The organism is Microlunatus sp. GCM10028923, from assembly GCF_042666975.1.
GTDB lineage: Bacteria > Actinomycetota > Actinomycetes > Propionibacteriales > Propionibacteriaceae > Microlunatus.
Genome location: NZ_JBHTFF010000018.1, coordinates 96,046 through 117,579, shown reverse-complemented (window position 1 = coordinate 117,579; position 21,534 = coordinate 96,046). Strand labels below are relative to the sequence as shown.

Here is a 21,534-nt window from a genome sequence, read left to right as displayed (position 1 = left end):
TGGTGATCACCCGATTCATGATCACCGGTTCGATCCGACGGCGAGGAGGCCGCAGATGACACCCGCACCCGAGATCACCCGGCGCATGCTGCTCGGCGGCGCGGCCGGACTGGCCACGGCATCGCTGGCCGGTTGCGGCGGCAGCGGTGACGCCCCGGACACGGCGTCCGGCCCGGTCACGTTGCCGGTCAACCAGCCCTACGCCGGCGCCGTACCCGACCTGAAGGGCACCGCCGCCGGCATCCCGGACGGCTACCTCGGCTATCCGGCCGACCCGGCGGCCTCGGTGTCGGCGCCGCCCGGGGCCGGTGGTCCGGTGGTCGCGCTGCTGAGCAGCTACGCGGTCACGCCGACGACGGCCCCGGCGAACACGTACCTGGCCGGGCTCAACACCAAGCTCAACGCCGAACTGCAGCTGCAGGTGGTGCCGGCGCCCGACTACGAGGCGAAACTCGCGACGACGGTCAGCGGCAACGAACTGCCGGATCTGCTGGAGATGCTGCCGACCCAGCCCCAGCTGCCGCAGCTGCTCAAGGCCGTTGCGGCAGACCTGACCGGCCACCTGTCCGGCGAGTCGATCAAGGACTACCCGAACCTCGCCACGTTCGCGCCGGACATGTGGCGGACGACGATCTTCGACGGCCGGATCTACGGGCTGCCGGTGCCGCGGCCGATCCAGTCCGGGGTGCCGTTCATCCGGACCGACCTGTTCCAGCAACGCGGGCTGAACCCCGATCCCGGGAGCTGGGAGGAGTTTCGTGAGCTCTGTGCGGCGTTCACCGCGCCCAAGGAGTCCCGGTACGCGCTCAGCCTGCCGCCGATGGCGTACCTCAACGGGGCGCTCGGCGGGATCAACGAGTGGGGCGAGGTGGACGGCGGCCTGGTCCGCTGGCAGGAGACCGAGCAGTACCGGCAGGCGCTGAGCTGGGCGGCCGAGCTGGCCAAGGCCGGCTATCTGCATCCGGACGCGTTCGCCGCCAACGCCACCGTGCTCGGCAAACAGCGGCTGGTCGGCGGCCAGATCGGGATCCATCCGGACGGCTACTCGGCCTGGGGATCGCTGGCGCGGTTCCTGCCCGAGGGCCGGCAGGAGGTGATCGGCGGGCTCACCGTCCGCGGCTTCGCGGGCGCGACGCCGACGTACGCCATCGGGGCCGGGTCGACCAACTTCACCATCCTGACCAAGGCCGACGACGACCGGATCGTGGAACTGCTCAAGATCATGAACTTCCTCGCGGCACCGTTCGGATCGGCGGAATTCCTCTATCGCAAGTACGGCAACGCCGGTGATCAGCACACCGTCGAGGGCGACAACCCGGTGCTGACCCGACGCGGCACCGACGAGATCACGCCGGTCACCGAGGCGCTCGACTATCACCTTGCGGACGGTGTCAAGGTCGCCTACGAAGGGTCGCTGACCAAGATCACCAAGGCCAAGTACGACTTCGCGCGGCAGGCCGAGCCGGGCTATCGGCGCAGCGCCGTGATCGGGCTGTACTCGGAGACGCAGGCCCGCACCGGCAACACGTTCGGCAAGACCCTGACCGACCTGCAGAACGGCGTGATCACCGGACGGAAGACGCTCGATGATCTTGCCGACGCTCTGCGTACCTGGAACTCCGGCGACGGCCAGAAGATCAAGGCCGAGTTCGCCGCGGCCCGGGACGCCCAGTAGTTCATGATCACGATGAGAGGGAATCTTCGCGCATGCCCCGGTATCGCCACGACCTGACCGAGTTCGTCGACTTCCTGCGGGGGTGGCTGGTCGGCTACAACCTGGGCGAGCCGGGCCGCTACACCCGGCACCTCCGCCGGGAGGGGTACGACAGCGGCGCCCCGGACGCCTACGGCTGCGCCGACGCGGCGAACCTGCTGGCCATGATCGGCGAGCTGCCGTACGACGCCGAGGAACGGGCCGCCTGGGTGGCCGGCCTGCAGAGCTTCCAGAAGCCGGACGGCGAGTTCGTCGACGGCAGCCATTCGCGCTACCACACCACAGCGCACGTGACGGCGGCGCTGGAACTGTTCGACGCCCGGCCGCGCCACCGGCTCGCGTTCCTGGCCGAGCTGGCCGACCATGATCGACTTCGCCGGTTCCTGGACGGGCTGGACTGGGACCGGCCCTGGCCGGCCTCCCACGACGCGGCCGGCGCGGCCTCGGCGCTGGCGATCACGGGCGAGGTCGGGCCGGACTGGTTCGACGCCTACTTCGACTGGTTCGACGCCGAGGTCGACCCGGCGACCGGACTCTGGCGGCGCGGCCGGATGCTGCCGGCCGACGAGTGGCCCGGGTTCTTCTCGAACCTGGGCGGCTCGTTCCACTACCACTTCGTCTACGACTACCTGCGCCAGCCGTGGCCGGCCGTGGACCGGCTGATCGACAGCTGTCTGATCTTGTTGCACGAGTCGGCCGGCCGGTTCGCGCTGGACACGGTGGGCTTCGCCGAGATCGATCTGATCTTCTGCCTGAGCCGGGCCCGGCGGCAGACCGCGCACCGGTTCGACGAGGTGGGCGCCGCGCTGGACCTGCTGGTGGAACGGGTCGTCGCGTTGCTGAACGATCAGTCCTACCGGGAGTCGGCCGCGTTCGACGACGTCCACTCGACCTTCGGCGCCGTCTGCGCCCTGGCCGAGTTGCAGCGGGCCGTGCCCGGGTCGATCCGGACGCCGGTGCCGCTGCGCCTGGTGCTGGACCGGCGGCCGTTCATCTGACCGCCGTCCATGATCAGGAACCGGGCCGGTAGTAGGCGCCGACCAGGCCGCTGAGCTCACGCCAGCCGAGGCTGCGATAGAGCTCCCGACCGTCGGTCGTCGCCGACAGCACTGCGGTCCGCGCCCCGCTGTCGTACGCGAGCCGCTGCAGTTCGCCCATCACCAGCCGGCCGAGGCCACGGCGACGATGCGCCTCCTCGGTGACGATGATGTCCGGGACCGCGTAGGGCAGGACCAGGCCGCACTGGCCCGAGGCGGCGAGCTCACCGGACCCGTCGAGCACCCGTACCATGATCAACTCCGGCTCCGCCGACACCTCGATCCGGTAGCCGTCAGGCACCGAGGGAGCGTCGGCCGGCCCGAGTTCGCGGGTCATGAACCAACCGGGGTCGGCCTCGACCCAACCGGAACCGAACCGCGGCAGCCAGACCGCCGGATCGCCGGCGAACTTCACGCACGCGGCCTCCGGCACCGGACCGGCCACGATCTCGGCCAGCCGCTCCGGATCCGGCCCGGTGAGCACCCAGCGACACGACTCGAAGTCGGTGTCCCGCTGGATGAACCAGCCCCCGTCGACCGGCTCCGCGAGCGGCGGCCGCCGCGACTTGATCCACCCGGTCACCCAGGCCTCGACGAACCACATGCGCCGGACCCTAACCCCGCCCGCCGACACCACCGAGTGTGAGGTCCCGACCCGCTGAAAACGATGCCAACCGGGCGTTTCCTCACACTCGACGCATCGATGGGGGCTCCACGGCCTTCGCCGATTCGTGGCGAGGCGGGTCTGGTTGCTAGAGTGAAGGCCTCCCCGGGACGATTTCCGCTCCTGGGCCATGCGTCCGCCGAGCGCGGACCACCGGTTCTCTCTTCTTCGCACCCGTGTGGGTCGATCGATCGTGTGAGCGAACCGAGCGATCGCCCGCCTATGGGCAGAGAAGTGAGCAGCATCAAGATGTCGAGCACTGCCGCGGGTTCCCGCGCGCGCCCGAAGTCAACCAAGAACCCCAAGTCCAAGAAGGACCGCTGGACCGCCAAGGAGCGGGCCGACCGCGGCCGGCGGCCGAGCCGCCGCCCGGAGCAGGGATTCCGCAGCGAGCGGACCCGGGACGACCGGCCCAGCACCGACGAGCGGTACAGCCGCGACGACAACACCCGCCCGGATCGCTACCGGGACGACCGCAAGAGCACGGACCGCTCCCGCGACGACCGCTCCCAGGGCAGCTGGTCCCGGGAAGATCGCAGCGACCGCTTCGGGAACAGCCGTTCCCGTGACGATCGTCCCCGCGACGACCGCGGCCGCCGGGACGACCGGTCCGGTGGCGGGTTCCGTCGCGACGACCGCTCCGGCGGCGACCGGTTCCGTACCGACGACCGTCCCCGCAACGACCGCCCCCGCAACGACTGGGGCCGCGATGACCGTCCCCGCAACGACCGGGGCCGCGATGACCGTCCCCGCAACGACCGGGGCCGCGACGACCGTCGCCCCTTCGACCGTCAGCGCGACGAACGCCCCCGCGACAACCGGTACGGCGACGACCGCGCCCGTGATGATCGCTCCCGTAACGACCGTCCCCGGAACGACCGCTTCGGTGACGACCGTCCCCGGAGCGACCGCTTCGGCGATGACCGCCGCCGGGACGACCGGCCGCGTGGCGACCGTCCCCGCGACGATCGCTTCCGGGACAGCCGGCCGCGCCGCGACGACGCCCCGGGTGACCGCTTCGGCAACACCCGCGGTCCGCGTCACGACCGCTTCGGCGACCGGGACCGCCCGGCTCGCCCCGCAGCGGACGAGGCCGATCAGGACCTGATGACCTGGTCCGGTCCCGAGGAGACGGCCGAGGCCGACGCCAGCGGTTCGGGCTTCGCCGACTTCGGGCTTCCGGAGCCGCTGCTCGGCGTTCTGGCCGGCAACGGGATCAAGGACCCGTTCCCGATCCAGGCCGCGACCATTCCCGACGCGCTGGCCGGCCGGGACGTGCTCGGCCGCGCCCAGACCGGCTCCGGCAAGACGCTCGGCTTCGGCCTGCCGCTGCTGGCCCGCCTCGCCGGCAAGTCCTCGCGGCTGCCCCGCGGCCTGATCCTGGTCCCGACCCGTGAGCTCGCGCTGCAGGTCGCGGACGCGGTCGCGCCGCTGGCCAAGGCGGTCGGGCTCTCGGTCACGCTGATCGCCGGCGGCATGCCGTACGGACCTCAGCGGCGCGCCTTCGAGCAGGGCGTCGACGTCGTCGTCGCCACGCCGGGACGCCTGATCGACCTGCTCGACCAGTCCATCTGCGACCTCAGCGCGATCGAGGTCACGGTCCTCGACGAGGCCGACCACATGGCCGACCTGGGCTTCCTGCCCGCGGTGACCACGCTGCTCGACACGGTGCCGGCGGGCGGCCAGCGGCTGCTCTTCTCCGCCACCCTGGACTCGGGCATCAACCGGCTGGTCCGCACCTACCTGTCCGATCCGGTCACCCACCAGGTCGACTCCGACCGGGCCAGCGTTTCGACGATGAGCCATCACGTCGTGCACGTGCAGCCGAAGGACAAGACGGTGCTCACCGCGGAACTCGCGGCTCGCGACGGCCGTACGGTGATCTTCGTCCGGACCCAGCGGGCGGCCGACCGGATCGCCGGTCAGCTGCGCGAGGCCGGCGTGACCGCCGGTGCGTTGCACGGCGGCCTCACCCAGGGCGCCCGGACCCGGATCCTGGCCGCGTTCAAGGAGGGCCGGATCCCCGCGCTGGTGGCGACCGATGTCGCCGCCCGCGGCATCCACGTCGACGACGTCGGCCTGGTGCTCCAGGTCGATCCGCCGAACGGGCCGAAGGAATACCTGCACCGGGCCGGGCGGACCGCCCGCGCCGGTGGTAGCGGCGTCGTGGTCACCCTGGCCCTGCCGCACCAGCGCCGCGAGCTGGACCGGCTGACCCGGCAGGCCGGCGTCACGGCCACGCCGGTGATCGGCGAGTCCGGCGACCCGGGTCTGGCCGACGCGACCGGCGCCCGCAGCCCGTCCGGCGAGGCGATCAGCGACGCCGACTACCAGCGCCTGATCAGCCCGCCGAAGCCGCCGCGCGGCTCGGGCCGTTCGGGTCCGCGACCGTTCCGTGGCCGCCAGGGATCCGGGGGCCGCAAGGGCTTCGGGGACCGTCGGGGGTCCGGGGATCGGCGCCGCCCGCGCCGGGACGATTCGGCCGCACTACGATGACCGCTGGTGAACGCATCCGTACCTGAACTCGAGCTCCGGCTGGCCGATCCCGAGGACGCCGCCGGAATGGTCGAGGTCATCCACGCCGCCTTCGGGGCCCGGCCTCCGCTGGACCCGCCGTCGACGGCGATCGACGAGACGCCGGCCACGGTCGCTGAGACCCTGGGCCGCGGTGTCGGCGTGTACGCCACCGTGGCCCAGAAGCCGGCCGGCGTGATCTTGATCGGCGGTAGCGCCGGGCACCGAGCCAGCCTGCAGCGGGTCTCGGTGCATCCGGCGTTCCAGCGCCACGGCGTCGCGTCGGCCATGGTGCGCGCGGCCGAGGAACTGGCTGCGGCCGAAGGCCATACCGAGGTGGAGCTGTTCGCCCGCGCCGAGTTCCCGGAACTGATCGAGTTCTGGCAGCACCGCGGCTACCGGGTCGACCGGGAGGCGCCGCACGGCGTCTACCTGGTCAAGCTGCTGCCGGTCGTGATCATGGTTCCCGACGCGGACGCCATGCACGCGCTCGGCCGCCGGCTGGCCGAACTGCTGGAGCCCGGCGACGTGATCATCGCCACCGGCGAACTGGGCGCCGGCAAGACCACGCTGACCCAGGGCATCGGCCAGGGCCTGGACAGCCAGGGGCCGATCATCTCGCCGACGTTCGTGATCTCCCGGATCCATCCGTCCGGCTCCGGCCGGCCCGACCTGGTCCACGTCGACGCGTACCGGATCGGTGGCGAGGACGAGCTCGATGATCTTGATCTCGACTCCCGGGTGGCCGAGTCGGTCACCCTGGTCGAATGGGGCGAGGGCCTGGCCGAGCGGCTGTCCACCGACCGGCTGGAGATCGGCATCCACCGGCCGCCCGGCACCGACACCCGAACCGTTGTGCTGCGCGGCGTCGGGCCGCGCTGGGACGCAGCCGACCTGACGGCGCTGCGGGAAGGGGCGACCGATGCCCACTGACGCGTACGTCCTTGGGCTCGACACCTCGACCGTCGCGACGGTCGGCCTGGCCCGCGGCGGTACGGTGCTCGGCCGGGCCACCGCGCCGGACCGGATGCGGCACGCCGAACAACTGATCGTCCTGGTCGACCAGGTCTGCGCCGAAGCAGGGATCGACCTGCGGGACAAGACACTGGACCGGCGGCTCGTGGTCGGCGTCGGTCCCGGCCCGTTCACCGGGCTGCGGGTCGGCATCGTCACCGCTCGTACGCTCGGGCTGACGCTGGGCGTCGACGTCCGCGGCGTCTGCAGCCTGGACGTGCTCGCCGCCCAGGCCGTCGCCGCGGCCGCACCGGCCGGCGAGTTCGTGATCGCCACCGACGCGCGGCGCCGCGAGGTCTACTGGGCCCGCTACGACGCCGCGGGCCGGCGGCTGGCCGGACCGGACGTCGGGTCGCCCGACAGCGTGCCCGACCTGCCCTGCTACGGCCCGGCGACCGCGGTCTATCCGGAGCGGCTGACCGGTGCCGGACCGGAGTTGATCTTGGACGGCGGGGCCGTGGCCGCGGCCGGTCCCGAACTGCCCGACGTCGGCCTGGAACCCTTGTATCTCAGGCGTCCCGACGCGGTTGAGCCGTCCCGGCCGAAGTCGGTACTGGCGACCAACCGGAGGCGCTCGTGATGATCACGATCACCGCCGCCACGCCGGCCGACCTGTCCGCGATCATGGACCTGGAGCGGGCCGGCTTCGACGCCGACGAGCAGTGGAGCGAGACCGGCTGGCGGGACGAGCTGACCGGTGACGGCCGGACCGTGCTGGTCGCCGCCGACGGTGAGCGGAAACTGCTCGGCGTGATCACGCTGCGGACGACCGGTGAGGTGGCCGACCTGCACCGGATCGTGGTCGTCGATGATCATCGCCGGCAGGGGCTCGGCCGCAGGCTGCTGGAGGCCGGCCTGGCCGCGGTCCGTACCCTTGGGGTACGGGCGGTGCTGGCCGAGGTCCGTTTCGACAACGAGGCGGCGATCGAGCTGTACCAGCGCAACGGCTTCGAGCAGCTCGGCGCTCGGACCGACTACTACGGCCCCGGCCGGCACGCGTTGATCTTGAAGCGGTACGACCTCGACCTAGAGCCTGGAGCGGCGACATGAGCGGCCCGTTGATCTTGGGCATCGAGACCTCCTGCGACGAGACCGGGGTCGGGATCGTGCGCGGCCACGACCTGCTGGCCAACGAGGTCGCGTCGAGCGTGGAGGAGCACGTACGGTTCGGCGGCGTGGTGCCGGAGGTGGCCAGCCGGGCCCACCTGGAGGCCATGCTGCCGACCCTGGAACGGGCCTGTGCCACCGCCGACATCGACCTCACCGAGGTGGACGCGATCGCGGTCACCGCCGGGCCCGGCCTGGTCGGCGCACTGGTCGTCGGCCTGTCGTCGGCGAAGGCGCTGGCGTACGCGCTGAACAAGCCGCTCTACGGCGTCAACCACCTGGCCGGCCACGTCGCCGTCGATCTTCTCGATCATGGTGCGCTGCCCAGCCCGTGCGCGGCGCTGCTGGTGTCCGGCGGCCACACCTCGCTGCTCACCGTCGAGGACATGGCCAGCAAGATCACCGAGCTCGGCTCGACCATCGACGACGCGGCGGGGGAGGCGTACGACAAGGTGGCCCGGCTGATCGGGCTGCCGTACCCCGGCGGGCCGCACATCGACCGCGCGGCGGCGGACGGCGATCCGACCGCGATCGCCTTCCCGCGTGGGCTCAGCACCTCCCGCGACCTGATCAAGCACCGGTTCGATTTCTCCTTCTCCGGCCTGAAGACCGCGGTCGCCCGCTGGGTCGAGGAGCGCCGGCTGGATGGCCGGGACGTACCGGTCGCCGACGTCGCTGCGAGCTTCCAGGAGGCGGTCTGCGACGTGCTGTCGGCGAAGGCGATGGACGCCTGCCGGGCGACCGGCGCCACCGACCTGCTGATCGGCGGCGGAGTCGCGGCCAACGGCCGGCTGCGGGCGCTGCTCGCCGAGCGGGCCGCCGAGAACAAGATCACGTTACGTACCCCGCGGCCTGCCCTGTGCACCGACAACGGCGCGATGATCGCCGCGCTCGGTGCCGAGGTGGTGAGCCGCGGACTGCGGCCGTCCGGGTTCGATCTCGGTGCCGACCCCGGTCTTCCGGTGTCGACGATCGTCGTCTGATCATGGACGCGGCGACGGCGACGGCGCTGACCACCATCGAGGGCGCTGCCGCGATCGAACTGGCGATGGAGCAGGACGACCCGGACAGTCTGGCGGCCGCGACCACCCTGCGGCGGGAGTTCCGGCCGGAGCTGGCCGCGGCGGCACTGACCCAGGCCGCGTTGTGGCGAGCCGCCCGGCCGAAGCTGGGCGAGCTGCTGGATCTGCTGCCCGGCGGGCTGTTGCTGTCGCCGGACGGGTTGCAGCAGGCGTCCCGGGTCGACGTGTCCGGGCACCATGCCGACCGGTTCACGGCGGCCGGTTCGCTGCGCGTGTTCGATCTCGGCTGCGGCATCGGGGCGGACGCGATCGCCTTCCTGCTGGCCGGGATCTCGGTCGTCGCGGTGGAACGGGATCCGGCCACGGCGATCCTGGCCCGGCACAATCTTGATCTTGCCCGCCGGGTCGCCGATGCCGACGACCTGACCGCCGAAGTGATCATCGCCGACGTCACCGAGGGTGCCGTCCGGCCCGGTCCGGAGGACGGGGTGTTCCTCGACCCGGCCCGCCGCAACGCCGGCCGGAGGGTCTGGAATCCGGACGACTTCAGCCCGCCGTGGGACTTCGCCGCCGAACTGCTGCGAAGGCCCGGACCGACCGGGATCAAGCTCGGCCCCGGCCTGCCGCACGACCGGATCGACGACTCGGTCGAGGCCGAGTGGCTGAGCTCCGGCGGCGAGACGGTCGAACTCGCCCTGTGGAGCGGCCCTGGGGTCGCCCCCGGCCGCTGGTCGGCCCTGATCCTGCCGGAGACCCGGATCGTCCGCGGGCCGGTGCAGCTGCCGGTGTCCGGCCCGCTCCGGTACGTCTACGAACCCATCGGCGCCGTGATCAGGTCCCGGGCGATCGGCACCGTCGGCGCGATGCTCGACGCGTCCCTGCTCGATCCGCAGGGCGCTTACCTGACCTCGGACGAACTCGTCGTCACCCCGACCGCGGCCGCCTTCGAGGTGATCAAGGAACTCCCGTACACCGAGAAGGTGCTCCGGGCCTGGGTCCGCGACAACGGCATCGGCACCCTGGAGATCAAACAGCGCGGGATCAGCCTCGACCCCGCACTGCTCCGGCTCCGCCTGAAGCCCCGCGGCCCGGCCTCCGCCACCCTCCTGATCACCCGAACCCCCTCCGGCGCCCGAGCCCTGCACGTCCGCCGAGTCTGACCCGCCTCCCGCACCCCGTCCGGCACCCGGCACCCGGACTCCGCACCCGGCACCCGGCACCCGGACTCCGCACCCGGCACCCGGCACCCGGACTCCGCACCCCGCACCCGGCACCCGGCACCCGGACTCCGCACCCCGCACCCGGCACCCGGACTCCGCACCCCGCACCGGCACCCCCGCACCCCGCTCCGGCACCCCGCACCCCGGCCCCGCCCGCATCCCGCACCCCCGGCCCCGCTCTCACTTCGCGCCCTGGCCCCGCACGCCGCACCCCCGGCCCCCGCGCCCCCGCCGTCACCCGCGACCGCTCCTCGCGTCCGCGACTGTTGCATCGGTCGCGGCTGGGAGAAGTAGTCGCGGCTGCGGGTCAGCACGGGTGTCCGTGGGTGGCGTTGGGGACTGGTGGTGGGTCGCGGCGGCCGCTATCGTCTCTGCCACGTGGCAGACCCTAGGGAGATGATCATGGATCGACGTCGATCATGGAAGCGGGCCTGGTTCGCCGGGCTCTTGGCGGTAGTCGGGCTGCTGCTCGGGCCGGCGGTGCCGTCCGGAGCCGGGACGCTGGACCCGCCCGAGCCGGTGTTCGCCGAGACGGTGGCGGCCGACCCGGGCGTGATCTTCGCCGACGGCGAGTACTACGCCTTCACCACCGGCGCCGGGGCGCCGTTCCTCAAGGCCCCGAGTCCCGCCGGGCCGTGGCAGGTCATGGGGCCCGCGCTGACCGGGACCGGCGGCTGGGCGCTGGATGCGCCGATCTGGGCCCCGGATGCGGTGCACGTCGGCGGTGACCGGTACGTGCTCTACTACTCGGCCCGGGTCGACGGCCTGGCCGCGAATCAGCGCTGCATCGGCGTTGCGGTCTCCGAGGTGGGACCGGCCGGCCCGTACCAGCCGACCGACCGGCCGGTCAGCTGCCCGGCCGGCGCGATCCGACACGACAACGGCGAGTTGATCAACGCCAGTGATCAACCGCCGACGCCCAACCCCGGCGACGGGCTGATCGACGCGGCGCCGATCCTGACCGAGGACGGCCGCAGATTCGTGCTGTACAAGACACAGCGGCCGAATCCGCTCACCACGCTGCGGATCGTCGAGGTGAACGCGGACTGGACCACGGCGATCGCGCCGAGCGTCGAACTGCAGCGGTACCAGGGTCAGATCGAGAATCCCGCGATGGTGCAGCGGGGCGGCAAGTTCGTCCTGTTCGCGTCGAAGTTCAACTACCTCAGCTGTGACTACGCGACCGTCTGGTGGCGCTCCAACTCGCCGACCGCCGGCTTCACCGCAGGACCCGAACGGAGCCTGCTGACCACGAAGAAGACCGGCGTCTGCGGTCCCGGCGGGGCCGACCCGACGCCGACCGCGACCCCCGGCGAGTGGCGGCTGGTGCTGCACGGCTGGGTCTGCCCGGCCCTCTCCACCACCGCGTGCGCCGACGTGTTCCCGCTGCCGGCGGACAAGAAGCGGGTGCTCTATGCGACCACCCTCGGCTGGGGCGACGACGGTGCGACCCCGGAGGTCAAGAGCTTCCTCGACCCGGCATGATCATCGGCCGTCCCGGGTGGTCCGTCCGCTGATCACCGGGCCCACCCGGGCCGGAAGTTGATCATCGACCGCGGCGGCCGCAGAGGCGAGGCCGGGCCAAGCGCCCGGTCTCGCCGTTCGGCGTGATCATCGTCCCGGCTTGTTGTCGCGCTGACCTGGGGATACCCTGGCCCGGTAGCGGATCGGCGCGTGTGCGCACGCCGAGGTGGAGGAGGTGAGGACGATGAGTCCTGGTCAAAGTACCCAGCTCCGTCCTCAGACCGCCTCGGATCCGGCCACCACATCGGGCGATTGATCATCTCGCCACGATGCTGGGAGTTCGGGTCTGCCGACGCAGCGGGAGTTCCCGATGTCGATCCTTCGGCTTTTCCGGGTTTCCAAGACCCTCACACACCATGACGGCGCACTGATGCCCGACGACCTCGAACCGACGACCGACCGGCGCGGCGGCGTCGTCGACAACGCGATCTACGTGAACGGCGTCCGGACCAGCAGTCCGGCCAGCCTCGACGAGACGTACGAACTCCTCCGGGAGCGCCGCGGCCTGGCCTGGATCGGCCTGTACCGGCCGACCGACGAGGAGATCCACTCGGTCGCGAACGAGTTCGGTCTGCACGATCTTGCGGTCGAAGACGCGATCACCGCCCACCAGCGGCCGAAGCTGGAACGCTACGGACACACGCTGTTCGCCGTGTTGCGGCCGGCCCGCTACCTGGATGACGTGGAGCGGGTCGAGTTCGGCGAGCTGCACGTGTTCATCGGTCCCGAGTTCGTGGTCACCGTGCGGCACGCGGAGTCGCCGAACCTCGCTCACGTACGGCGTCGGCTGGAGGAGCACCCGGAGCTGCTGTGCCGCGGGCCGGAGGCGATCCTGTACGCGATCTTGGACCAGGTGGTCGACGAGTACGAGCCCGTCGTGGCCGGCCTGGAGAACGACATCGACGAGATCGAAGATCAACTTTTCAACACCGGCGACGAGACGGTGTCCCGGCGGATCTACGAACTCTCCCGCGAGGTGATGGAGTTCCAGCGCGCCACCCGCCCCCTGCTGGGCATCCTGAACGCGCTGGAACGCGGCTTCGAGAAGTATCGCGTCGACGTCGAACTGCAGCGCAACCTGCGCGACGTCCAAGATCACGTGATCAGGATCGTCGAGCGCGCGGACGCCTACCGGGCCCTGCTGCAGAACGCGCTGACCGTGCACGCGACCCTGGTCGGGCAGCGACAGAACGCCGAGATGCAGCATCTGACCGAGTCCAGCCTGGCGCAGAACGAAGAGGTCAAGAAGATCTCCGCCTGGGCTGCGATCCTGTTCGCGCCCACGCTCGTCGGCACCATCTACGGGATGAACTTCGACTACCTGCCGGGATCGGACTGGATCTTCGGCTTCCCGGTCGCGATCCTCGCCACCCTGGCCACGGCGATCGTGCTCTACCTCGTCTTCAAACGCCGCCGCTGGCTCTGACCGGAGCCGCGATTGGTACGGATTCGGCACCGTGGATTGGATCGGGCGGGCAGGCCGTTTCGCTCCTAGATTCGAACCCGTGAAGACGCGATACCTGCACAGCGCAGACACCAGACTCGAAGTGAGCGCCCTCTGCCTGGGCGTCATGTTCCTCGGCGTCCGGGAGGACGAACGAACCTCGTACGAGATCCTGGACCGGTTCTACGAACAGGGCGGCCGGTTCTTCGACACCTCGAACAACTACGGCGGCTGGACGGAGGACACTCTCGGCACCCGTTCCGGCGACAGCGAACGGCTGCTGGGCCGGTGGATCGCCAGCCGGAAGGTGGCCGACGAGGTGGTCGTGTCCACCAAGTGCGGCGCCGGCAAGCGCGACCCGGGCCGCCCGCTGTCGATCGAACCGCCGACCAACTACGAAGGCCTCGGCCCGGAGGTCGTCCGAACCCAGCTGACCGGGAGCCTGCAGCGGCTCGGCCTGGACCGGGTCGGGGTCTACCTCGGCCACGTCGACGACCGGGACCGGGACATCACCGAGATCGCCGACACCTTCTCCGCCCTGGTGGACGAGGGCCTGGTCGCAATCCCCGGCCTGTCCAACACGGCGACCTGGCGACTGGCCGTCGCTCGCCAGCACAGCCGCGCCGCAGGTCGGGCCGGGTTCGGCGCCTGGCAACAGAAGCACTCGGTCTACTGGCCGACCCCCGGCACGGACGAGGCGACCGTGATCACCCCGGAGGCGGTCGATTACGCCGCCGACCAGCCGGACCTGACCATCCTGAGCTACTCGCCCCAACAGGGCGGCCAGCTGGTCCGGCCCTGGATGCCGATCTACGAGCCCTACGACCATCCGGACAGCGAGCGCCGGCTGCGGCTGGCGCACCGGATCGCCCACGAGCTGGGCGCGACCGCGAACCAGGTCGTGCTGGCCTGGCACCTGGCCGGAGTCCGGAGCACGCTGCACTACGTACCCGGCAGCAGCCAGGACGCGAAGGCCGACCTGCCGGCCCGGCGGGCCGCAATGATCCCGGTGTTCAGCGCCAGTTCCGTGGCCCAGCTGGACGAGGCGCTCGGCGCCGTCGACCTGAAGCTCGGCGACGAACACCTGGCCGCGCTGGACACGCCCTGATCCCGACCGGCCGGCGCGGCTATCCTTTCGGCCGGAGGTGGGGCCGTGTCGCCGCTCAATGTGCTGCTGGTCGTGCTGTACGTCGCGGCCGGCGTCGCCGCGGCGTGGGAGGCCCGCCGGAAGGGCTACCACGACCTGATCTTCACCGTGCTCGGCGTGCTGCTCGGCCCGATCCTGTTGTTGATCATGCTGTTCCTGCCGCCCCGCCCGCTCAAGATCGGCCAGGCGGTCCGGCCGGCGGCGCCGATCGCGCTCGAGGACGGGCGCCGGATTCGGACCAATCACGTGACCGTGGTCCGGGCGGTCAAGGAGGTCGACGGCGAGCTGGTCTGCCTGATCACCTCGCCCGAAGGGTCCCGGCACTGGGTCGCCCAGGAGGCCCTCTCCCGGGTCGGCGGCTCGCCGAAGCGCTGACCGTACGGCCCGCTGGCACTCACTGAGGGGGAGTGCTAATCTCGGGTTGGCACTCTCCAACCGAGTGTGCCAACTCGACCGGGACGGCACCGCGACGACGCCTCGGCTGAGCTATCCCATGCACATACATTTCACCTGTGAAAGGGGTTTGAACGTGGCAGTCACGATCAAGCCGCTCGAGGACCGCATCCTCATCGAGCCGCTCGAGGCCGAGCAGACCACGGCGTCCGGGCTGGTCATCCCGGACACCGCCAAGGAGAAGCCGCAGGAAGGCAAGGTCGTCTCCACCGGACCGGGCCGGATCGACGACAACGGCAACCGGGTTCCGCTGGACGTCGCCGAGGGCGACGTCGTGATCTTCAGCAAGTACGGCGGCACCGAGGTCAAGTACGACGGCAAGGACCTCCTGCTGCTCAACGCGCGGGACATCCTCGCCGTCGTCACCAAGTGATCTGAGGGGACCCATCAATGCCTAAGATCCTTCAATTTGACGAGGACGCCCGCCGCTCTCTCGAGCGCGGCGTCGACATCCTCGCCAATACCGTGAAGGTGACGCTCGGCCCCAAGGGACGCTACGTCGTCCTGGACAAGAAGTGGGGCGCTCCGACGATCACCAACGACGGCGTCACCGTGGCTCGCGATGTCGAGCTCGAGGACCCGTACGAGAATCTCGGTGCTCAGCTGGCCAAGGAAGTGGCGACGAAGACCAACGACGTCGCCGGTGACGGCACCACCACGGCCACCGTGCTGGCGCAGGCCCTGGTCCACGAGGGCCTCAAGGCCGTCGCGTCGGGTGCCAACCCGATCGGCCTCAAGCGTGGGATCGACGCCGCCGTGTCCGCCGTGGCGGAGCGTCTCCGGGAGAACTCCCGTGAGGTGCAGACCACTCAGGACATGGCCCACGTCGCGACCATCTCGGCCCGGGACCCGCAGATCGGCGAGCTGATCGCCGAGGCGTTCGACAAGGTCGGCAAGGACGGTGTGATCACCGTCGACGAGTCGCAGACTCTGGGCACCGAGCTCGAGTTCACCGAGGGCATGCAGTTCGACAAGGGCTACCTGTCCCAGTACTTCGTCACCGACGCGGAGCGGATGGAGGCGGTTCTCGACGATCCGTACATCCTGATCCACTCCGGCAAGATCAGCTCGATGAACGAGCTCCTTCCCCTTCTGGAGAAGGTCATCGGTGCCTCCGGCACCCTGTTCATCGTGGCCGAGGACGTCGAGGGCGAGGCGCTGTCCACCCTGGTCGTGAACAAGATCAAGGGCACCTTCACCTCGGCCGCCGTCAAGGCTCCGGCCTTCGGTGACCGGCGCAAGGCCATGCTCGAGGACATCGCGACCCTGACCGGCGGTCAGGTCGTCACCCCGGACGTCGGCCTCAAGCTGGACCAGGCCGGCCTCGAGGTGCTCGGTCGGGCCCGTCGCGTGGTGATCAGCAAGGACAACACCACGATCGTCGACGGCGCCGGCTCGAGCGACGAGGTCCAGGCCCGGGTGAAGCAGTTGCAGGCCGAGATCGAGCGCACCGATTCCGACTGGGATCGGGAGAAGCTGCAGGAGCGGGTGGCCAAGCTGGCCGGCGGCGTCTGCGTGATCAAGGTCGGCGCTGCCACCGAGGTCGAGCTCAAGGAGAAGAAGCACCGGATCGAGGACGCCGTGTCCGCGACCCGGGCCGCGATCGAGGAGGGCATCGTCGCCGGCGGCGGCTCCGCTCTCGTCCACGCGGCGCAGGCTCTCGAGGGCGGTCTGGACCTGACCGGTGACGAGAAGGTCGGTGTCTCGATCGTCAAGAAGTCGCTGATCGAGCCGCTGCGCTGGATCGCCGAGAACGGTGGCGAGCAGGGCTACGTCATCGCGTACAAGGTCGCCGAGCTGCCCGTCGGGCAGGGCTACAACGCCGCGACCGGCGAGTACGGCGACCTGGTGGGCACCGGCGTGATCGACCCGGTCAAGGTGACCCGGTCCGCGCTGGCGAACGCCGCGTCGATCGCCTCGCTGCTGCTCACCACGGAGACGCTCATCGTGGACAAGCCGGAGGAAGAGGACGCACCGGCTGCTGCCGGGCACTCCCACTGACCTTCGGTCACACAGCAGGACACAAAGGGCCTCGGGCCCTCCCCGACGATCACGTCCGGGAGGCCCCCGAGGCCCTTTCCCTTCCCCACCCCCACCCCCTCGCCGACTCGGCACAAACGCAGCCGTTTCTGCGGCGTGTCGCTGCGCAGGTGCCGAGTCGGGGGAGGGCGCGGTCCGCGGGGCGACGGCAGAATTCGCAATCTTGGGGCTCGGTCGCGCCCCGTAGGTAGGTCGCCCGGCGTGGACGGATGGCGGGCGCCGATGGTCCGATCCCGGCCGGGAATCCGCGGTCAGTCTCCGGCGGCCCGCGCCAACTCCAGGTCGGCAGCGTTCGCCAGCGCCTCGGCCAGGCTCTCCCTCTGCTCGCCGGTGAGCTCCGCGGCCGCGACTTCCGCCAGCAGTGCGCCGGCCCGCGCCCGGTCGTCGAGCCGCAACGCGAGCTCGGCGCGGTAGACCAGCGCCTCCACCAGGTCGGTGACCGGCGCCGCCTCGCGGTGTCTGGTCAGCGTGCCGTCCAGGATCCGGGCGGCCTGCCGGAGATCGCCCTTGGAGTCGCCCAGGACGACCGCGTTCGCCAGGGTCTTCGCGAGCTGGCCGGCCGGTTCGGCGGTGCCGTCCTGCGCCGGGAGAGTGTTGTGGAAGATCCGGATCCAGTTGCCGCCGGGGTCGACGATCGAGAAGCCGGAGGCGTTGCCGACGTTCTTCCGCTTGCGTGGTCTGGTCATCCGCGGAAGGCCGGAGACCAGCACCTTGCCGTGGGTCGCGCGCATGCCGGCGGCGAAGGCCTCGTAGAGCGCCATGGTGTCCTCGACCAGGACCACGCAGGACCCGTACGAAGTCTCCGGGTCGAAGCCGTCCAGCCCGAAGAACTGCAGCTGGAGGTCCTCGCGCTGGAGGCCGACGCACGGGTACGGCTTCGCCTGCCGGTAGGTGCGCTCGAAGCCGAGCATCCGGTAGAAGTCCTCGATCTCGTCGATGGAGCGGCAGGGCAGCAGGGGGATAGCGATCTCGCCGGCCATGGCTTCTTCCTCACGCGTACGGAGTCATAACTCTGTACAGCGTACGGCAAAAAGCGCCGGGCTGGGTGTCGTAGCGCTGTGAGACCGTGGAGCGGTGGATGAAGCCGTCGAGTGGCTGCTGGGATCGGACGAGCCCGGCATCCGCCTTCAGGCACGGCGCGACCTGCTCGACCAGCCAGGGTCCGAGTCGCCCGCCGACATCCTGGCTGGCCCGAAAGTGGCTGCGCTGCTGGAGGGCCAGCGGCCGGACGGGAGCTTCGCCAAGCGCGTCACGATCCGCCGGTATGCCGGCACCTCCAGGTCGCCCGAGGACCTGATCGGGGTCGACCACGTCGACCTGACGCCGGACGTCGGCGGGACGATGTGGCGGACGCTGTCGCTGACCGAGCTCGCCGTACCGCCCGATCCCCGGGTTCTCGCGTCGGCCGACTTCCTGCTCGACGCCACCGTGCCGGCCAAGCCGTCGCGCGTCGTCGACGGGCTGGCCCGGGTCTACGGCTTCGGGCCGGGCGGGGTGCTCCTGATCGCCTCCCGGCTCGGGCTCGCGAGCGATCCGCGCACCGCGACGATCGCAGAACGGCTGATCGAGTGGCAGTGGCCCGACGGCGGATGGAACTGCCACGTCAAGGCCTCCGGGCGGCGGTCGTCGTTCCACCAGTCGCTGCTGCCCGCTCGTGGCCTGAGGGAGTACGCCATCGCCACCAAGGACCCGGCGGCGGCGAAGGCGGCGGACCGGGCGGCCGAGCTGTTCCTGCAGCACCAGGTCTACTTCAGTACCGGGACCGGGGTACCGAGCCGGAGCCGCCCCAATCCGCGGCCGGCCGGTGCGATCATCGATCAGCGCTGGACCAAGCTCGGCTATCCGTCGTACTGGCATTACGACGTGCTGGCCGCGTTGACCTTCCTGGCGATCGACCGCAGCGTCACCGACTCCCGCGCCGACCCCGCCCTGAGCCTGCTCGAGCGCAAGCGCCGTCCCGACGGGCGCTGGGCCGCGGACCGGCAGTGGTGGGTGCCCAAGGGGCACCGGTTCGAACACCAGGTGGAGGTCGTCGACTGGGGCGTCGCCGGGGTGCCCAGTGAGATGATCACGCTCCACGCGCTGCGCATCCTGCGGGCGGCCGGGCGATGGCGGCCGTGACGGGGCGCGCCGCAGTAGGCTGCCGCCGTGATCGAGGAGCGGGTACGGCGCAGCGCCCGGGTGCTGCTGGTCGACCCCGCGGAGCGGATCCTGCTCTTCTCGGTCACCGACGACGGCGCGACCCGCTGGTTCGCACCCGGCGGCGGGCTGGTCGACGGCGAGACGTACGCCGAGGCGGCGGCCCGCGAGCTGTGGGAGGAGACCGGGCTGACGGTCGACCCGGCCGAACTCGGCGCGGAGGTGTGGCACGGCCGCCCCTGGGAGTCGGTCCGGGAGGGCATCCCGTACCGGAACTTCCAGCACTACTTCCTGCTCCGGGTGCCGGCCTTCGAGATCGACACGTCGAGGTTCGAGGCGCTGGAGCGGGCCGCGATCGACGGACATCGGTGGTGGACCGTCCCGCAGCTCCGGTCCACCACCGACTGTCTCCGCCCGGCCGGGCTGCCCGACCTGCTCGGCGACCTGCTGAGCCAGGGGGCGCCGGCCGAGCCGGTACTCGTCTCCGGCTAAGTAGGAGGGTGGTGTCAAACGCTGGCGGCAGCGTTTGACACCACCCTCCTAGACCCGCTCGAGCTCCGGGGTGGGCTCGGGATCCGGCTCGGCCACCGCGACCGTGCGCCGCGGCAGCAGGGCGATCACCAGGCCGGCCGCCGCCACCGCGACGGCCAGGAACAGCCCGGGCCGGAACTGGGCCAGCATCTCCTCCGCCGAGCGTGCTGCCGGGGCAGCCGCTCCGTGTCCGCCGCCCACCACCAGGGCGGTCGTCACGGCCAGCACCAGCGCCGCGCCGACCTGGGTGCTGGTCTGCAGCAGCCCGGCGGCCAGACCCTGCTCGGAGTCCTTGATCCCCGAGGTCGCCTGCACGCTGATCGACGGGAAGCCGAGCGCGAAGCCGACGCCGAGCAGGATCACCGACGGCAGGATGTCGACCAGGTAGTTCGGGCTGGTGCCGACCCGCAGGAACAGCACGTAGCCCAGGGCCAGTGCGCCCAACCCGACCATGATCAACTTCCGGCTGCCGACCCGGTTGATCAACCGGTCCGCGAACGGTGCCGTGAACGCCACCAACAGCCCGGCGGGCAGCAGGGCGAGCGCCATCGACAACGGTTGCCAGCCGAGCACCGACTGCAGGTAGAGGGTGACGATGAACTGGAAACTCAGGTACGACCCGAACAGGGCCACGATGCTCAGATTGGCCCGGGCGACCCAGCCCTGACGCAGGATGCCGAACCTGATCAACGGGTGCCGGACCCTGGTCTCGATCACGCCGAAGGCGACCAGGATTGCTGCAGCCAGGGCGAATCCGCCGATGGTGCGCGGCGCCGTCCAGCCGACGTCGGGTGCCGAGACGAGGGTATAGACCAAGATCAACATTCCGGCGGGAAGGGTGATCGCTCCGGCAAGATCATGGCCACCGCCCGGCTCCGGCCGATCCTTCGGTACGAAGATCGCGCCCATGATCACCGCGATCAGGGCGAACGGAACCGAGAACAGGAAGGTCCAGCGCCAGCTGACGGTCGTCATCAGACCGCCGACGATCAGGCCCAGCGAATAGCCGGAGGCGCCGAAGGTGGAGAAGATCGAAATCGCCTTGTTGCGGGCCGGGCCCTCGGCGAAGTTGGTGGTGATGATCGAGAAGCCGGTCGGCGCGGTGAACGCGGCGGCCACGCCCTTGACGAAGCGCATCCCGATCACCAGCAGCGGATCGGAGACCAGGCCGCCGATCAGCGACGCCAGGGCGAACACGGCCAGGGCGATCAGGAAGATCCGGCGCCGGCCGAGCAGGTCGGCCAGCCGGCCGCCGAGCAGCAGCAGGCTGCCGTACCCGAGCACGTAGCCCGAGACGATCCACTGCAGGGCCGCCGTGTCGAGTCCGAGTTCCTGGCCGATCGAGGGGAGTGCGACGCCGACCATCGAGACGTCCAGCCCGTCCAGGGCCAGCACGACGCTGACCACCAGAAGGAGGATCCAGCGGCTGCGGGGCCACCGGGCGGGTTCCGCGGCGACGGCCGCGGAGGAAGCAGATGAAGTCACGATTCGAGAAGATATATGCGTAAGCATCCAATGCGCAAGCATCTTATGAAGTTGCATGTTATTCCGTTGCGTGGTAGGAATGGGGTTCATGAACGGTGCGGTTGCCGACACGGGGTTGGTCGAGCGTTGGCGCGAGTTGCAGGGCACCTATCTGCGGACATCGATGGCGATCGACCGCGCGCTGACCGCCGAGTACGGCATCGGGCTGAGCGAGTTCGAGGTACTGGACCTGGTGTGGGAGGCGCAGGACCCGAACCAGCCGTGCCGGATGAAGGACCTCAGCCAGCTCACCTCGATGACCCAGAGCGCGTTGTCGCGCGTGGTCGACCGGCTCTACAAGGCCGGGCTGGTGGATCGAATGACCTGTGATGACGACCGGCGGGCGCTGCTGGTCGGTCTGACAGTGGCGGGAAAGAAGCTCCACACCAAGGCGGTCGTGTCACATCGTAGTCTGCTCGCCGAGTATCTGGGCTGACCGG

21 protein-coding genes are annotated in these 21,534 nt (G+C 70.8%); 17 read left to right on the top strand and 4 right to left on the bottom strand.

From position 1 onward, the window contains the following. Positions 1–55 precede the first annotated feature (55 nt). Positions 56–1,675: an extracellular solute-binding protein gene (locus ACFQU4_RS32550; protein ID WP_377500243.1), complete on the top strand. Its 1,620-nt coding sequence runs from the start codon at positions 56–58 to the stop codon at positions 1,673–1,675. 32 nt (positions 1,676–1,707) lie between these two features. Next, complete coding sequence (locus ACFQU4_RS32545; protein WP_377500241.1) at positions 1,708–2,712, top strand: hypothetical protein; 1,005 nt, start codon at positions 1,708–1,710, stop codon at positions 2,710–2,712. Between the two features lie 13 nt (positions 2,713–2,725). Here the strand turns inward: ACFQU4_RS32545 and ACFQU4_RS32540 are convergent, their stop codons facing one another. Beyond that, a complete protein-coding gene (locus ACFQU4_RS32540; RefSeq protein WP_377500239.1) occupies positions 2,726–3,355 on the bottom strand; it encodes a GNAT family N-acetyltransferase in 630 nt (209 codons plus the stop codon). A 348-nt stretch (positions 3,356–3,703) separates the two neighbouring features. Next, positions 3,704–4,459, bottom strand: a complete 756-nt coding sequence (locus ACFQU4_RS32535; protein WP_377500237.1) for a hypothetical protein — start codon at positions 4,457–4,459, stop codon at positions 3,704–3,706. Positions 4,460–4,522: 63 nt separating this feature from the next. Between ACFQU4_RS32535 and ACFQU4_RS32530 the strand changes: the two genes are divergently transcribed. The 12 genes from ACFQU4_RS32530 to groL all read left to right on the top strand — a co-directional run bounded on the left by ACFQU4_RS32530 (position 4,523) and on the right by groL (position 16,861). Then, positions 4,523–5,911: a DEAD/DEAH box helicase gene (locus ACFQU4_RS32530; RefSeq protein WP_377500235.1), complete on the top strand. Its 1,389-nt coding sequence runs from the start codon at positions 4,523–4,525 to the stop codon at positions 5,909–5,911. A 6-nt stretch (positions 5,912–5,917) separates the two neighbouring features. Beyond that, entirely contained in the window at positions 5,918–6,862 is a 945-nt protein-coding gene (gene tsaE, locus ACFQU4_RS32525; RefSeq protein WP_377500233.1) for a tRNA (adenosine(37)-N6)-threonylcarbamoyltransferase complex ATPase subunit type 1 TsaE, read from the top strand. Then, entirely contained in the window at positions 6,852–7,523 is a 672-nt protein-coding gene (tsaB, locus tag ACFQU4_RS32520) for a tRNA (adenosine(37)-N6)-threonylcarbamoyltransferase complex dimerization subunit type 1 TsaB (RefSeq protein ID WP_377500231.1), read from the top strand. The genes tsaE and tsaB overlap by 11 nt, the downstream gene beginning before the upstream one ends. Further along, complete coding sequence (locus tag ACFQU4_RS32515) at positions 7,523–7,993, top strand: GNAT family N-acetyltransferase (RefSeq protein WP_377500229.1); 471 nt, start codon at positions 7,523–7,525, stop codon at positions 7,991–7,993. The genes tsaB and ACFQU4_RS32515 overlap by 1 nt, the downstream gene beginning before the upstream one ends. Then, entirely contained in the window at positions 7,990–9,033 is a 1,044-nt protein-coding gene (tsaD, locus tag ACFQU4_RS32510) for a tRNA (adenosine(37)-N6)-threonylcarbamoyltransferase complex transferase subunit TsaD (RefSeq protein WP_377500227.1), read from the top strand. Before ACFQU4_RS32515 ends, tsaD begins: the two co-directional genes overlap by 4 nt. Positions 9,034–9,035: 2 nt before the next feature. Then, the gene (locus ACFQU4_RS32505) at positions 9,036–10,232 is read left to right on the top strand and encodes a class I SAM-dependent methyltransferase (protein WP_377500225.1); all 1,197 of its coding nucleotides are present in this window, start codon (positions 9,036–9,038) and stop codon (positions 10,230–10,232) included. 456 nt (positions 10,233–10,688) lie between these two features. After that, entirely contained in the window at positions 10,689–11,777 is a 1,089-nt protein-coding gene (locus ACFQU4_RS32500; RefSeq protein ID WP_377500223.1) for a family 43 glycosylhydrolase, read from the top strand. A 409-nt stretch (positions 11,778–12,186) separates the two neighbouring features. Beyond that, a complete protein-coding gene (locus ACFQU4_RS32495) occupies positions 12,187–13,242 on the top strand; it encodes a magnesium and cobalt transport protein CorA (protein ID WP_377500221.1) in 1,056 nt (351 codons plus the stop codon). Positions 13,243–13,321: 79 nt separating this feature from the next. Beyond that, entirely contained in the window at positions 13,322–14,368 is a 1,047-nt protein-coding gene (locus ACFQU4_RS32490; protein WP_377500219.1) for an aldo/keto reductase, read from the top strand. Positions 14,369–14,413: 45 nt separating this feature from the next. Next, positions 14,414–14,782 carry a hypothetical protein gene (locus ACFQU4_RS32485; protein WP_377500217.1) on the top strand — a complete coding sequence of 123 codons (369 nt, stop codon included), beginning with the start codon at positions 14,414–14,416 and terminating at the stop codon, positions 14,780–14,782. A gap of 154 nt (positions 14,783–14,936) precedes the next feature. Next, entirely contained in the window at positions 14,937–15,233 is a 297-nt protein-coding gene (groES, locus tag ACFQU4_RS32480) for a co-chaperone GroES (RefSeq protein WP_377500215.1), read from the top strand. A 17-nt stretch (positions 15,234–15,250) separates the two neighbouring features. Next, positions 15,251–16,861, top strand: coding sequence for a chaperonin GroEL (gene groL, locus ACFQU4_RS32475; protein WP_377500213.1), 1,611 nt, complete (start codon positions 15,251–15,253; stop codon positions 16,859–16,861). Between the two features lie 290 nt (positions 16,862–17,151). Here groL and ACFQU4_RS32470 read toward each other — a convergent pair whose 3' ends face one another. Beyond that, on the bottom strand, positions 17,152–17,880 hold the full coding sequence (locus ACFQU4_RS32470; protein ID WP_377500211.1) for a VOC family protein: 729 nt from the start codon (positions 17,878–17,880) through the stop codon (positions 17,152–17,154). Between the two features lie 94 nt (positions 17,881–17,974). Between ACFQU4_RS32470 and ACFQU4_RS32465 the strand changes: the two genes are divergently transcribed. Together ACFQU4_RS32465 and ACFQU4_RS32460 are read left to right on the top strand one after the other, a co-directional pair. Then, positions 17,975–19,021: a hypothetical protein gene (locus tag ACFQU4_RS32465; protein ID WP_377500209.1), complete on the top strand. Its 1,047-nt coding sequence runs from the start codon at positions 17,975–17,977 to the stop codon at positions 19,019–19,021. 27 nt (positions 19,022–19,048) lie between these two features. Next, entirely contained in the window at positions 19,049–19,531 is a 483-nt protein-coding gene (locus ACFQU4_RS32460; protein ID WP_377500207.1) for an NUDIX hydrolase, read from the top strand. A gap of 48 nt (positions 19,532–19,579) precedes the next feature. Here ACFQU4_RS32460 and ACFQU4_RS32455 read toward each other — a convergent pair whose 3' ends face one another. After that, the gene (locus tag ACFQU4_RS32455; protein ID WP_377500205.1) at positions 19,580–21,055 is read right to left on the bottom strand and encodes an MFS transporter; all 1,476 of its coding nucleotides are present in this window, start codon (positions 21,053–21,055) and stop codon (positions 19,580–19,582) included. Positions 21,056–21,134: 79 nt separating this feature from the next. Here ACFQU4_RS32455 and ACFQU4_RS32450 point away from each other — a divergent pair, with 79 nt between their 5' ends. Beyond that, positions 21,135–21,530 carry a MarR family winged helix-turn-helix transcriptional regulator gene (locus ACFQU4_RS32450; RefSeq protein WP_377500203.1) on the top strand — a complete coding sequence of 132 codons (396 nt, stop codon included), beginning with the start codon at positions 21,135–21,137 and terminating at the stop codon, positions 21,528–21,530. Positions 21,531–21,534 lie beyond the last annotated feature (4 nt).